12 protein-coding genes are annotated in these 13,021 nt (G+C 68.2%); 5 read left to right on the top strand and 7 right to left on the bottom strand.

Translation table 11 applies throughout. From position 1 onward, the window contains the following. Positions 1 to 20: 20 nt before the first annotated feature. Positions 21 to 731 carry a TetR/AcrR family transcriptional regulator gene (locus ACZ5MJ_RS15930; RefSeq protein ID WP_464220636.1) on the bottom strand — a complete coding sequence of 237 codons (711 nt, stop codon included), beginning with the start codon at positions 729 to 731 and terminating at the stop codon, positions 21 to 23. Between the two features lie 206 nt (positions 732 to 937). Here ACZ5MJ_RS15930 and ACZ5MJ_RS15925 point away from each other — a divergent pair, with 206 nt between their 5' ends. Further along, the gene (locus tag ACZ5MJ_RS15925; RefSeq protein ID WP_464223739.1) at positions 938 to 2,320 is read left to right on the top strand and encodes a carbohydrate porin; all 1,383 of its coding nucleotides are present in this window, start codon (positions 938 to 940) and stop codon (positions 2,318 to 2,320) included. Positions 2,321 to 2,335: 15 nt separating this feature from the next. On the opposite strand, the gene queF is transcribed toward ACZ5MJ_RS15925, so the two are convergent. Together queF and ilvA are read right to left on the bottom strand one after the other, a co-directional pair. After that, the gene (gene queF, locus ACZ5MJ_RS15920) at positions 2,336 to 3,169 is read right to left on the bottom strand and encodes an NADPH-dependent 7-cyano-7-deazaguanine reductase QueF (protein WP_115013364.1); all 834 of its coding nucleotides are present in this window, start codon (positions 3,167 to 3,169) and stop codon (positions 2,336 to 2,338) included. Positions 3,170 to 3,201: 32 nt separating this feature from the next. Beyond that, complete coding sequence (gene ilvA / locus ACZ5MJ_RS15915; RefSeq protein ID WP_464220633.1) at positions 3,202 to 4,740, bottom strand: threonine ammonia-lyase, biosynthetic; 1,539 nt, start codon at positions 4,738 to 4,740, stop codon at positions 3,202 to 3,204. Positions 4,741 to 5,073: 333 nt separating this feature from the next. Here ilvA and otsB point away from each other — a divergent pair, with 333 nt between their 5' ends. Genes otsB through ACZ5MJ_RS15895 form a run of 4 tightly spaced genes read left to right on the top strand, consistent with a single transcriptional unit; the run spans position 5,074 to position 9,558 of the window. Beyond that, on the top strand, positions 5,074 to 5,859 hold the full coding sequence (otsB, locus tag ACZ5MJ_RS15910; RefSeq protein WP_464220632.1) for a trehalose-phosphatase: 786 nt from the start codon (positions 5,074 to 5,076) through the stop codon (positions 5,857 to 5,859). Positions 5,860 to 5,872: 13 nt separating this feature from the next. Beyond that, positions 5,873 to 7,738: a glycoside hydrolase family 15 protein gene (locus ACZ5MJ_RS15905; RefSeq protein ID WP_464220631.1), complete on the top strand. Its 1,866-nt coding sequence runs from the start codon at positions 5,873 to 5,875 to the stop codon at positions 7,736 to 7,738. A 49-nt stretch (positions 7,739 to 7,787) separates the two neighbouring features. Then, on the top strand, positions 7,788 to 9,179 hold the full coding sequence (gene otsA, locus ACZ5MJ_RS15900) for an alpha,alpha-trehalose-phosphate synthase (UDP-forming) (RefSeq protein ID WP_464220630.1): 1,392 nt from the start codon (positions 7,788 to 7,790) through the stop codon (positions 9,177 to 9,179). Positions 9,180 to 9,213: 34 nt separating this feature from the next. Next, positions 9,214 to 9,558 (top strand): 4a-hydroxytetrahydrobiopterin dehydratase, encoded by a 345-nt coding sequence (locus tag ACZ5MJ_RS15895; RefSeq protein WP_464220628.1) that lies wholly within the window; start codon positions 9,214 to 9,216, stop codon positions 9,556 to 9,558. A 25-nt stretch (positions 9,559 to 9,583) separates the two neighbouring features. Here ACZ5MJ_RS15895 and ACZ5MJ_RS15890 read toward each other — a convergent pair whose 3' ends face one another. Genes ACZ5MJ_RS15890 through ACZ5MJ_RS15875 form a run of 4 tightly spaced genes read right to left on the bottom strand, consistent with a single transcriptional unit; the run spans position 9,584 to position 13,020 of the window. Then, positions 9,584 to 10,189 carry a nucleotidyltransferase family protein gene (locus ACZ5MJ_RS15890; RefSeq protein ID WP_464220626.1) on the bottom strand — a complete coding sequence of 202 codons (606 nt, stop codon included), beginning with the start codon at positions 10,187 to 10,189 and terminating at the stop codon, positions 9,584 to 9,586. 19 nt (positions 10,190 to 10,208) lie between these two features. Further along, on the bottom strand, positions 10,209 to 11,246 hold the full coding sequence (locus tag ACZ5MJ_RS15885; RefSeq protein ID WP_464220624.1) for an XdhC family protein: 1,038 nt from the start codon (positions 11,244 to 11,246) through the stop codon (positions 10,209 to 10,211). After that, positions 11,219 to 11,773, bottom strand: a complete 555-nt coding sequence (locus ACZ5MJ_RS15880) for a CoxG family protein (protein ID WP_464220622.1) — start codon at positions 11,771 to 11,773, stop codon at positions 11,219 to 11,221. Before ACZ5MJ_RS15880 ends, ACZ5MJ_RS15885 begins: the two co-directional genes overlap by 28 nt. Then, complete coding sequence (locus tag ACZ5MJ_RS15875; protein WP_464220620.1) at positions 11,764 to 13,020, bottom strand: vWA domain-containing protein; 1,257 nt, start codon at positions 13,018 to 13,020, stop codon at positions 11,764 to 11,766. The genes ACZ5MJ_RS15880 and ACZ5MJ_RS15875 overlap by 10 nt, the downstream gene beginning before the upstream one ends. Position 13,021: the final 1 nt, after the last annotated feature.

Here is a 13,021-nt window from a genome sequence, read left to right as displayed (position 1 = left end):
GCAATCGTATGAGGCGGTGTTCAGGGCCGCGTGGCTGCGTCGCTTGGCCGTGGCGGCGCGAGCCCTTGTGCCAGCAGTGCGCTGACGTGCCGCACCAGCGCTTCGGTATCGACGGCATCGGCGCCGGGCAGACGGCGCCAGATATGCGTGGTGGCCAGCGGCAGCAAGGTCAGGCCGATCAGCGAAGGCATCACCAGTGCCGGCTCCAGTGCGGGATTCAGCTGACCGCCGGCGATCGCCGCCGCGATCGGCCCGCTCAGTGCGCCGGCCCGCTGCATGGCGAAGCGGTTCAGCACCCGGTCGTGCAACTGGCCGTCGACGCCCACCACCTCGCGGATCCACAGGCCTGGAAACCACGGCGTGGCAGCCGCGACGCGGATCAGGCGGCCGGCAATGCCGGCCAGCATGGCGACGGGATCGGCCGGCGCGGCAGGCTCCGCAGCGAAGACCTGGGTCACCAGCGGCTGCAGCCGCTCGTCGACGACGGCATCGAGCAACTGGTCGCGGTCGCGGAAGTAGTAGTGGACCAGTGCCGGGGTGACCCCGGCAGCAGCTGCGATGGCCCTGATCGGCGTGCCGGCGACACCGTGCCGCGAGAACAGGTCGGTGGCGGCATCGAGCAACTGGTCGCGCTGGACGGGATTGCCGGCCGCGGCAGGGCGGCCCGGGCCGCGCCGCTGTCGTGGTCCGGGTGCGTCGTGGGCCGATCGGGGGTTCCTGGAGGCTGCCATGGCATTGCTCGCATCGGTGTCTCAGCTTTATATTAATTTTTAAATTAATTAATTCAAGGCTGGTTACAACGTTGGATCCCGTTGCCTGGCTTGTTGCGTCGCAGCAATGCGCGGTAGACATGTCATATTGGCTTGGCTATGCTTCGTCCGCCGACAGGCCGGGCGCCCGCCCGGCGCAGTCCGTCTTCACAATTTCCCGCTTCCCGATGTTGTCCTGCCGATTCCCAGCGGTGCTGCCGCGCCCTTTCCATGCCAGATGCCTGGCCGCCCTGCTGGCGCTGGCCGGCTGCGTCCCGGCCATGGCGCAGGAGGGGGCGCCCGCCACGCCGGCGGAGCTGGCCACACCTGCGGAGGATGTCTTTGCCTTCCACGGGCAGGCCACCTACATCTGGCAGCGCAAGCCGGCCTTCAATGCCGCTTACTCAGGCCCGAACAGCCTCGACGCCGAACGCGCCAAGAGCTATTCCTTCAGCACCACGCTGGACCTGGGCCTGCGCCTGTGGCGTGGCGCGGAGTTCCATTTCAATCCCGAGGTGACGCAGGGCGTACCGTTCTCCGGACTGCATGGCATGGGCGGCCTGACCAACGGCGAGCTGGCCAAGGTATCGAGCACCAACCCGGTGTTCTATCGCGCCCGCGCGTTCGTCCGGCAGACGTGGGGACTAGGCGGTGGCAGCGAGGCGCTGGAGGCGGATTTCAACCAGTTCGCCCGCACGGTGGACAAGCAACGCGTGGTGCTGACGGCCGGCAACTTCGGCGTGCTCGATGTGTTCGACCAGAACGAGTTCGGCTCGGACCCGCGCACGCAGTTCATGAACTGGTCGTTCCTGACCTTCGGCGCGTTCGACTATCCGGCCGATGCGCGCGGCTATGACTGGGGCGTGTCGCTGGAGTACATCGGCGATGGCTGGTCGGCGCGCGTCGGGCGCTTCCTGCAGCCGCTGGAGTCCAACGGGCTGGAGCTCGACACGCGCATGTTCCGGCACTACGGCGACATCCTTGAGCTGGAAAAGCGCTACACGCTGGCGGGCCGTCCCGGCACGGCACGGCTGCTCTTCTTCCGCAACAAGGCGCGCATGGGCGCGTTCAGCGATGCGCTGCAGTTCGGCATGGCCAACAACACCACGCCCGACGTGGCCGACGTGCGGCGCGAGCACGCCAAGACCGGTGTCGGCCTGGCGTTCGTGCAGCAGGTCACCGATGCGCTGGGCATGTTCGCGCGAGCGAGCCTGTCGGACGACAAGACCGAAACCTATGCGTTCACCGAAGTCGGCAAGCAGGTCTCGCTCGGCGGCGTGCTGAACGGCAATGCGTGGGGCAGGGCGCGCGATGCGCTGGGTGTGGCGGTGGCGGTGAACATGCTCGGCCCGAACCACCGGGCCTATCTCGCGGCAGGCGGGCAGGGGGCGTTCCTGGGGGATGGTGCGCTCAACTACGGGCCGGAGCAGGTGTTCGAGATCTACTACAGCTTCCAGCCCTTCAAGTACCTGAGCATCAGCCCGGATTTCCAGTATGTGCGCAATCCGGGCTACAACCGCGACCGCGGGCCGGCGAAGTTCTACGGGGTGCGGTTTCACGGGGAGTTCTGACGCTCCCCGCCAGCCTTACTGCCGCGCGTTGCGCTTGTTATCCGGCCACGCCGTATTGAAGTTGGTGCGGAACGGATTGATATCGAGCCCGCCGCGGCGCGTATAGCGCGCGTAGACCGCCAGCTTGACCGGCTTGCACTGGCGCATCACGTCCATGAAGATCCGCTCCACGCACTGCTCGTGGAACTCGTTGTGGTTGCGGAACGAGATCAGGTACTTGAGCAGCCCTTCCTGGTTGATCGGCGCACCCACGTAGCGGATCTGCACGCTGCCCCAGTCCGGCTGGCCGGTGACCAGGCAGTTGGACTTGAGCAGGTGCGACACCAGCGTTTCTTCCACCGGGGTCTCTTCCTGGTCCGCGCTGAGCAGTTCGGGCGCGGGCTCGTAGCGGTCCACCTCGATATCGAGCCGGTCCAGCAGCAGGCCGTCGAGCTCGCCCATCTTCTGCTTGCCCAGGTCCGCTTCGGTCACCAGCCGCACCTGCACGGTGCCGCCGGTGGCTTCGGACAGGTCGTGGTGCAGCAACTGCTGCAGCGCCTCGGGCGAAGCAATCTTGGTCTGGTTGAACGAGTTCAGGTACAGCTTGAACGACTTGGACTCGATGATGTTGGGCGTGTCCGACGGGATGATGAAGCTGGCCAGCGCCACCTGCGGCTTGCCCTTCAGGTTCAGCCACGACAGTTCGTACGCATTCCAGATATCGACGCCGAAAAACGGCACCGGCTTGCCTTCGGGCAGGCCGATCTCGGTGCGCTTGGGCTGGCGCGGGATCGGGAACAGCAGCGAGGCGTCGTATTCGGTCTTGTAGGCCGATGGCTTGCCCAGCGGCGAGTGTTCAGGGAGGCTCATGGGGCGCTCAGCAGAGGCGTTCAGCGGGTGTTTCAGGACAGGAACAGCTTGTACACCGGGTTCTCGGTCTCGTCCCAGTGTACGTAACCAAGCGTCGAAAGGAAGGCGCGGAAGGCGCGCTTCTCGTTCTTCGGCACCTGGATGCCGACCAGGATGTTGGAGGTGTCCGCGCCCTGGTTGCGGTAGTGGAACAGGCTGATGTTCCAGTTCGGGCTCATGCTGGACAGGAACTTCATCAGCGCGCCCGGGCGCTCCGGGAATTCGAAGCGGTACAGCAGTTCATCATGCGCCAGTGCCGAGCGTCCGCCCACCATATAGCGGATATGCTGCTTGGCCAGTTCGTCGTTGGACAGGTCCAGCGTGTCGAAGCCGTGCTTGCGGAAGCTGGCAGCGATCTTGTCGTTCTCGGCGCGGCTGGCGATCTGCACGCCAACGAAGATATGCGCCATGCTGGTGTCGGCGATGCGGTAGTTGAACTCGGTCACGCTGCGCGTGCCCACCAGCTCGCAGAAGCGCTTGAAGCTGCCGCGCTCTTCCGGGATGGTCACGGCGAACACGCCTTCGCGCGCTTCGCCCACTTCGGCGCGCTCGGCGACAAAGCGCAGGCGGTCGAAGTTCATATTGGCGCCGCAGGCGATCGCCACCAGGTGCTGGCCCTTGAGCTTCTCACGCTCGGCATAGGCCTTCAGGCCTGCCACGGCCAGCGCGCCGGCCGGCTCCAGGATGCTGCGGGTGTCCTGGAACACGTCCTTCAGGCCCGCGCAGATGGCGTCGGTGTCCACCAGGATGATGTCGTCGACCAGCTCGCGCGTGATGCGGAAGGTCTCCTTGCCGACCAGCTTGACCGCCGTGCCGTCCGAGAACAGTCCCACTTCCTTCAGCTCGACGCGCTTGCCGGCGTCGACCGAGCGCTTCATCGCGTCCGAGTCGACCGTCTGCACGCCGATCACCTTGATCTCGGGGCGCACCGCCTTGATGTACGACGCGATGCCCGAGATCAGCCCGCCCCCGCCGATGGCGACGAACACGGCATGGATCGGGCCCGGGTGCTGGCGCAGGATCTCCATGGCGATGGTGCCCTGGCCGGCGATCACCTCGGGATCGTCGAACGGGTGGATAAAGGTCAGCTTGTGCTTCTTCTCCAGCTCCGCGGCGTGGTTGTAGGCGTCGCTGTAGGACTCGCCGTGCAGCACGATCTCGACCCACTGGCCGCCGCGTTCGCGCACGGCGTCGATCTTCACCTGCGGCGTGGTCACCGGCATGGCGATGATGGCCTTGCACTGCAGGCGCGCCGCGGACAGCGCCACGCCCTGCGCGTGGTTGCCGGCCGACGCGGCGATCACGCCACGCCTGAGCTCTTCGGGCGTCAGCGAGGCCATCTTGTTGTAGGCGCCGCGCAGCTTGAAGGAGAAGACCGGCTGGGTGTCCTCGCGCTTGAACCAGACCGCATTGCCGGTGCGCGCCGACAATTGATGCGCGTAGGTCAGTTCGGTCTCCTGCGCCACGTCGTAGACCTTGGCGGTCAGGATCTTCTTCAGGTAGTCGGGTTTGGCGGCGGACTGGCGGGTCATGGTCTTGGGGCTGGCCGGTGGGGCGCGGGTAGGGGCGCTGGATGGGGCGCCGGTAGGGCGCCGCAAAAAAGCCGGAAATTCTGGCGGAAACCGTCAATGATAAAGGATGGCGGCCCGGCGCACCGGCCAGGGCGGCGCACCCGCCGCCTTGGGCCCCGGTCCGCGCGAGGTTGGATGCGCCATTCGTGTGGATGACGCTTCACTCGCTGCCGGTGCGCAATGCCGGGTGGCGCGGGCTGGCCCCGGACTTGCGCCGACCCCGGGTTGCCCTTGCGCCATGTAGGACGGCGCCCGGTGGACGCCGGTCAAAACGACGTGTTACGGTTTAACGCGATGCCACAGCTACCGCTAATCGAACCCAATACCGCCCTGTTTCTCGACTTTGACGGCACGCTGGCCGACCTGGCCCCGCGGCCCGAACTGGTGCAGGTCGAACCCGAGCTGGTCGGCACGTTGCGCACGTTGTACCAGCGGCTGGACGGCGCGCTGGCCGTCATCTCCGGGCGGCCGATCCTTGAACTCGACCATTTCCTGCGGCCGCTGCAGCTGCCGGCCGCCGGCATCCACGGCGCCGAATTCCGCACCGACGGCGGCATGGTGTCCAAGACCCCGGCCCCCGGCCTGGAGCCCCTGATCCCCCACCTGGAAGCCCTGGTGCGCGCCTACCCGGCGCTGCGGCTGGAGCGCAAGTCGGTCGCGGTCGCGATCCACTACCGGCAGGCGCCCGAACTGGCCGGCATTGTCGACGCGGCGGTCACTGACGTACTGCGCCACGCGGTCGGCCTGGAGGCGCTGCCGGGCAAGATGGTGGTCGAGATCAAGCCCGCCGGCGTCGACAAGGGCGATGCCATCGCGGCCTTCATGAAGGCCGCCCCCTTTGCCGCGCGCGTGCCGCTCTTTGCCGGCGACGACATGACCGACGAACCGGGCTTTGCCGCCGTGCGCAAGCTCGGCGGCCTGGGCGTGCTGGTGGGCCAGCGCGAGACCGTGGCCAGTGTCAGCGTGCCGGGGCCGGCGGCGCTGCGCAGCTGGCTGCACCGTTCTGCGCGCGCACTGGCATCCGCCGGCGTGCCGCGCGAGGCCGGGCCACGCCCGGGCCTGCGCACAACGTCATCCTGAGGGAGGAATCGCCGTGATCAATCCGAGCAGCCCGAGCGAGCCGGGCCAGCCGCCGACAGAAGGCGTGAACAAGACCGTGGACGGCGGCGGCCGCTTTGCCAATCCGTCGCTGTCGCTGGGCATGATCGGCAACTGCGCCATCTCCGCGCTGGTGGACTGCCGCGGGCGCATCGTCTGGTCGTGCCTGCCGCGCTTTGACGGCGACCCGGTCTTCAATGCCCTGCTGGACCCCAGCGAGAACGCGGGCCATTTCTCGATCGAGATCGAGGACTTCCAGTCGTCGCGGCAGTGGTACGAGCCCAATACCGCGGTGCTGCGCACGCGGCTCTCGGACAGCCACGGCAACTGCCTGGAGATCACCGATTTCGCGCCGCGCTTCTTCCGGCTGGGGCGCTATTTCCGGCCGACCGCGCTGATCCGGCGCATCCGTCCGGTGCGCGGCGCGCCGCGCGTGCGCGTGGTGGTGGCGCCGCGCTTCGAGTGGGGCCGCAAGGCGCCGGAGATGACGCGCGGCAGCAGTCATGTGCGCTATATCGGCGGCGACATGACCCTGCGCATGACCACCGACGCCCCGCTGGCCTATGTGCTGTCGCACACGCCGTTCCTGGTCACGCGCGGGTACAGCTTCATCCTGGGCCCGGACGAGACCCTGGCGCACGGCGTGGAGGAGACCGCGCGCGACTTCGAACAGGAAACCACCGCCTACTGGCGCCTGTGGAGCCGCCGCCTGGCGGTGCCGCGCGAATGGCAGGACGCAGTGATCCGCGCTGCCATCACGCTGAAGATGTCGCTGTTCGAAGAGACCGGCGCCATCGTCGCGGCCATGACCACCAGCATTCCCGAGGCCCCGGGCAGCGGCCGCAACTGGGACTACCGCTTCTGCTGGCTGCGCGACGCCTTCTTCGTGGTGCGCGCGCTCAACAGCCTGTCCGAGGTCGGCACCATGGAGGACTACCTGCGCTGGCTGTCCAACGTGGTGATGCAGTCGCAGGATGGGCATATCCAGCCGCTGTACGGCATCGGCCTGGAGCGTGAACTGCCCGAAAGCATGCTCGACCACCTGCCCGGCTACCGCGGCATGGGCCCGGTGCGCGTGGGCAACCAGGCGCAGGAGCACTTCCAGCACGATGTCTACGGCAACGTGGTACTGGGCGCGGCGCAGGCCTTCCATGACCACCGGCTGCTGCATCGCGGCGGCCCGGCCGAGTTCCGCCGGCTGGAGGAGGTGGGCGAGCAGGCGGTGAAGGTGTTCGGCACGCCCGATGCCGGCATGTGGGAACTGCGCACGCGGGCCCGCGTGCATACGTCGTCGGCGCTGATGAGCTGGGCCGCCTGCGACCGACTGGCCAAGATTGCCGACAAGCTGCAGCTGCAGGCGCGCGCCGCCTACTGGCATGACCATGCCGACCGCATGAAGGAACGCATCCTGGCCGAGTCGTGGAGCGAAGAGCGCCAGGCCTTCGCCGAAAGCTTCGGCGGGCGCGAGCTGGATGCCAGCGTGCTGCTGATGGCCGAGGTCAGCTTCATCGACCCGCACGACCCCCGCTTCATCGCCACCGTCAAGGCGCTGGAGACGTCGCTGTGCGACGGCCCCTATATGCGCCGCTACGAGGCGCCGGACGATTTCGGCAAGCCCGAGACTGCGTTCAACATCTGCACCTTCTGGCGCATCGACGCGCTCGCCCGCATCGGCCGCCGCGAAGAAGCGCGCGAGATCTTCGAGGCGATGCTGGCCGCGCGCAACCCGCTCGGGCTGCTGTCCGAGGATACCCATCCCGTGACCGGCGAGATGTGGGGCAACTTCCCGCAGACCTATTCGATGGTCGGCCTGATCAATGGCGCCATGCGGCTGTCGGCGCCGTGGGACACGGTGATCTGAGCCGGCCCGCGGTGCGGCAAACAGAAGAAAGGACTCACGAAAAGCACTTATGCCAAGACTTGTAGCGGTATCCAACCGGGTCGCCGATCCCCGCAACGTGGCGGCGGGCGGCCTCGCCGTCGCGCTTTCCGAAGCCTTGCGCCAGACCGGCGGCATGTGGTTCGGCTGGAGCGGCAAGGCGCTGGAAACCGCCCAGGGCGGCACCCCGGGGGAGGGCGACCTGCACCTGCAGCAGGCCGGCAATGTCACGCTGGCCACCGTCGACCTGAGCCGCGAGGATCACGATGCCTATTACCTGGGCTACAGCAACGGCGTGCTGTGGCCGGTGTTCCACTACCGTCTCGACCTGGCGGATTTCGACTCCAACTTCCTGAACGGCTACCGGCGCGTGAACCAGCTGTTCGCGCGCAAGCTGGCACCGCTGCTGCAGCCCGACGACGTCATCTGGATCCACGACTACCACCTGATCCCGCTGGCGTCCGAGTTGCGTGCGAGCGGCTGCGGGCAGAAGATCGGCTTCTTCCTGCACGTGCCGCTGCCGCCGCCGCTGATCCTGGCCGCCATCCCGCAGCACGAGTGGCTGATGCGGGCGCTGTTCGCCTACGACTTGCTGGGTTTCCAGAGCCATGCAGACGTCGAGCATTTTTCGCGCTACGTGCAAACCGAAGCGCAGGCCGAGCCGATGGGCGAATACCGCTACCGCGCCTTCCATCGCACGGTGCGGGCGCAGGCCTTCCCGATCGGCATCGACGTCGACGAGTTCATGGAGCTGGGCCGCGGCGCGGACGCGCATGAGACCTACGAGATGATGTGCGCGCAGTATGCGCGCCGCCGGTTGCTGCTGGGCATCGACCGGCTCGATTATTCCAAGGGCCTGCCGCAGCGGCTCAAGGCGTTCTACCGCCTGCTGGCCGAGTATCCCGAGAACCGTTCGAGCGCGACGCTGGTGCAGATTGCCGCGCCCTCGCGCGAGTCGGTGGATGCCTACGTCGACCTGCGCCGCGAAATGGAGCAGCTGAGCGGCGCCATCAACGGCGAGTTCGGTGAACTGGACTGGATGCCGGTGCGCTATATCCACCGCACCACCGCGCGCAAGCGGTTGCCGGGCCTGTGCCGCGCCAGCCGCGTGGCGCTGGTGACGCCGCTGCGCGACGGCATGAACCTGGTGGCCAAGGAGTTCATCGCCGCGCAAGACCCGGAGGACCCGGGCGTTCTGGTGCTGTCGCGCTTTGCCGGCGCCGCCGAGCAACTGCGCGAGGCGTTGCTGGTCAATCCCTACGACACGCGCGCCACCGCGCAGGCGATCCAGCAGGCGCTGCACATGCCGCTGGCGGAGCGCCAGCAGCGCCACCGGAAACTGCTGGAGCGCATCCGCGCGCAGGATGTGCACTGGTGGAGCCGCGAGTTCCTGCGCGCACTGACTGAGACCGAAGGGGCCTGAGACGCGGGCTGTCTTCCGGTCGGGGAGCAAGACCATGAGCGAAGATCTGGCAGCGCAATCGTGCACGCCTTGCCGCGGCGGGGTGCCGCCGCTGACGCCGGATGAAGCCGAGGCGCTATTGCAGCAGGCGCCGGGGTGGGAGCTGGCCGATGGCGCGACGCGGCTCGAGCGGCGTTTTACCTTCGGCAATTTTGCCCAGGCACTGGCGTTTGTGAACGGCGTCGGGCAGCTGGCCGAGGCGCAGGGGCATCATCCTGAGATCAGCTTTGGGTGGGGGCATGCCACGGTGTCGTGGCGGACCAAGAAGATCAAGGGGTTGCACCGGAATGATTTCGTCATGGCGGTGAAGACGAGTGAGATAGCGCAGGGGATTGGGTGAGGTTGGTGGGGACCCAGTCACTTCGTCACTTCAAATCCGCGGGGGTGTCAATATCCCGGAAAGCGCCTTCGTCCTCGGTCAGAATCCGCGTAACAGGCTTGTCCTTCAACAACGCCCGCGCCCCCTCATCCCCATCCAGCTTCAGCAATTCCTCACGCCATGCCGCGCCAAAACCAACCGGATGCCCCCGTTGCCCGTTGCGCCAGGGCGCGGCGATGGTATCTGGCGTGGTGATCGTCAATGCCACCGCCCGGATCAGTTCCATCGGCAGCCAGGGCATGTCCGCCAGTGCCACGACCCAGCCGCGGGCCTCGTGCGTGGCCGCCACGGCGGCGCGCAGGGCGGCGCCCATGCCGGCTTCGGCATCGACCGATTCCACCACGCGGCAACCGCCGCGCCGCAGCTCCTCCGCCAGGGCCGGATTGCCCGGACGAATGACGGCGATCGATTGCGGCAGCGCCGCGGCCAGCGTGCGTGCGCTGCGCCAGGCCACCGAGCGGCCGCCGGGCAGCACCTCCAGCAGCTTGTTGCGCTTGCCCGCCGCATCGAAGCGGCGGCCGAAGCCTGCGGCCAGCAGGATGCCGGTGGGCAGGTCGGTGTGGAGCAGGGGGGCGTTGGGGGCGGCGGTCATGGCGGCAGACGCGAGGTCGTCAGGTGGGGTCGGAGGCCACGTCGCAGCTGCTGCCGGTGCCGGCAGCCATCTCGCGCGCGGCCTTGGCGCCTTCCACCTGCAGGATGTCGGGCAGCGATACGTGGTTCCTGGCGGCGATCACCTCGGCGAGGATCGAGATGGCGATTTCCGGCGGCGTGCGGCTGCCGATGTAGATGCCCACGGGGCCATGCAGCCGCGCCAGCTGCAGCTCGGTCAGGTCGAATTCCTTGAGCCGTTCGCGGCGCGCCTGGTTGTTGCGGCGCGAACCCAGTGCGCCCACATAGAAGGCCCGGGTGCGCAGCGCTTCCATCAATGCCAGGTCATCGAGCTTGGGGTCGTGCGTGAGCGCGATCACGGCGCAGCGCTCATCCAGCTTCATCTCGGTGACGGTGTCATCCGGCATGGTGCGCACCATGGTCACGCCGGGGATGTCCCAGGTCTCGGTGTATTCCTCGCGCGGGTCGCACACGGTGACCTGGAAGCCCAGGCCCACGGCGATCTGGCACAGGTATTTGGACAGCTGCCCGGCGCCGATCACCAGCATGCGGTAGCGCGGGCCATGGATGGTCAGCAGCGTCTTGCCGTCGAATACCAGGCCGTCGGTCGCATTGGCCGGGCCCAGCGTGGCGGTGCCGGTAGCCATGTCCAGCGTGCGCGCGACCAGGCGGCCGTTTTCCACGGCGTCGAGCAGCTCGGCGATGCCGCTGGCCGGGGTCAGTGGTTCGGTGACCAGCTCGATGGTGCCGCCGCACGGCAGCCCGAAACGGTGGGCTTCCTCGGCGCTGATGCCGTATTTGATCGCCTCCGGATGGTCGGCGGTGATGCCCTGGCGCCGCACGCGGTCGATGATGTCGTCCTCGATGCAGCCGCCCGAGACCGAGCCCACCACCAGGCCGTCGTCACGCACGGCCAGCATCGCGCCTTCGGGCCGGGGCGACGAGCCCCAGGTCCGCACTACCGTGACCAGCAGCACGCGATGGCCCTGCTGCTGCCACTGCACGCTGTTCTTCAGGACTTCGAGATCCACGCTGTCCATGATCGTTTCCGCTTCGGTTCCTCTGTCGGTTCATTGTCGCCGGCGGCGGCGGGGGCGCCATCGGCCGCTGGCGTGTCTTCTGCTTTGTCCGGCGTCACTGCCTCGGTGAAGCGCGCAAAGAAGGTGTCGGCCATCTTGCGTGCCGCGGCGTCCACCAGCCGCGAGCCGATCTGTGCGATCTTGCCCCCCACCTGGGCCTTGACGGTGTAGGTCAGCACGGTTTCATCACCGTCTGGTTCCAGCCGGACCTGCGCGCTGCCCTTGCCGAAGCCCGCGGCGCCACCCTGGCCGTCGAAACGGATGGTGTAGCTCTCGGGAGCCTGGATGTCTTCCAGCGCCATGCGGCCCTTGAAGCGCGCCTTGACCGGGCCCACCGCGGCCGTCAGGGCCAGCAGGTAGGCGTTGTCGCCGTCGGGCTCGATACTCTCACATCCGGGAATGCATTGCTTGAGCAGCTCGGTGTCGTTGAGCGCTTCCCATGCCACCTGCTGCGGGACCGGCAGGCGCTGGCTCTGGTTCATTTCCATGGCGGGGCTTCCTTGTGAGGCGTGGCGGGGGCAGGGGCGGCCGCCCGGGGCGGGCCGCCGTGGTCGGACAGCAGCGTCTCGAGCGCCAGCAGGCTGTCCAGGTTATGGGCGGAGCGCAGCGCGTCCACGTGCGGCAGGATGGCTTGCACGCCACGCGCCTGCGGGGTGAAGCCGGGGTAGCGCAGCAGCGGGTTGAGCCAGACGATGCGGTGCGCAAAGCGGCGCAGCCGCTTCATTTCATCGCCCAGCAGGTCGATATGCTCATGGTCCAGGCCGTCGGTGACCAGCAGCACGGTGGCGCGCCCGGACAGCGTGCGCCGCGCCCAGTGGCGGTTGAAGCTCGCCAGCGCGGCGCCGATGCGGGTGCCGCCGGCCCAGTCGCGCACCTGGCCGGTGATCACCGCGACGGCCTCGTCGGGGTCGCGTTCGCGCAGCGAGCGGGTGATGTTGGTCAGCCGCGTGCCGAACAGGAACACCGACAGCCGCTCGCGCGACTGCATCAGCGCATGGCAGAAGTACAGCACCGCGCGCGAGTACTGGCTCATCGAGCCGGAGATGTCGAGCAGCAGCACCACCGGCGGCTTGCGCTCGGCATGCTTGCGGAATTTCCAGCGCAGCCATTCGCCATGCTGGCGCACCGCCAGGCGCGCGCTGGCGCGCAGGTCGGCATGCGTGCCGCAGGGGGCGGCGCGCAGGCGGCGGGTGCGCTGCATGGCCAGGTGGGCGCGGCGCGTGCGCACCAGGTGCTGCAGCGCGCGCCATTCCTGCGCGGTCAGGGTCTCGAAGTCGCGCTGCGCCAGCCGTTCCTGGTCGGAAAAGGTCAGCGGCACGTGGATGCGCTCGGCCTCGCTCTGTGCCGGGCGCGACGGCGGCTCGGGCTGGCGCGCGGCCAACGCATCGGCCAGCCGGTTGCTGCGCTTCGGCGGCGGCGCACCGCTGTCGACGCGCGGCAGCAGCAGCGCGCGCAGCTTGCCCTCCCAGTCGGGGTCGCGCCAGAACAGGTCGAAGGCGGCATCGAACAGCGGGCGCTGGTCCGGGCCGGACAGCACCAGCGCCGCCAGCGCGGCGCGCACCTCGTCGCGCTGGCCGATATCGACATGGCGCAGCGCGTGCAAGGCATCGACCGCATGAGCCGGCGACAGCGCGAAGCCGCCGTCGCGCAACAGCCGCATGAAGTGCGTGACGTTGCGCGCCAGCACCGGCAGGGGCGGTGCGGCAGTTCGTACAGCGGCGTGCAGCGTGGCCACC

The sequence above is a fragment of the Cupriavidus sp. LA-1 genome, assembly GCF_055385985.1.
Note: the sequence above shows the minus strand (reverse complement) of the source record. Positions and strands in the feature narration are given on the sequence as shown.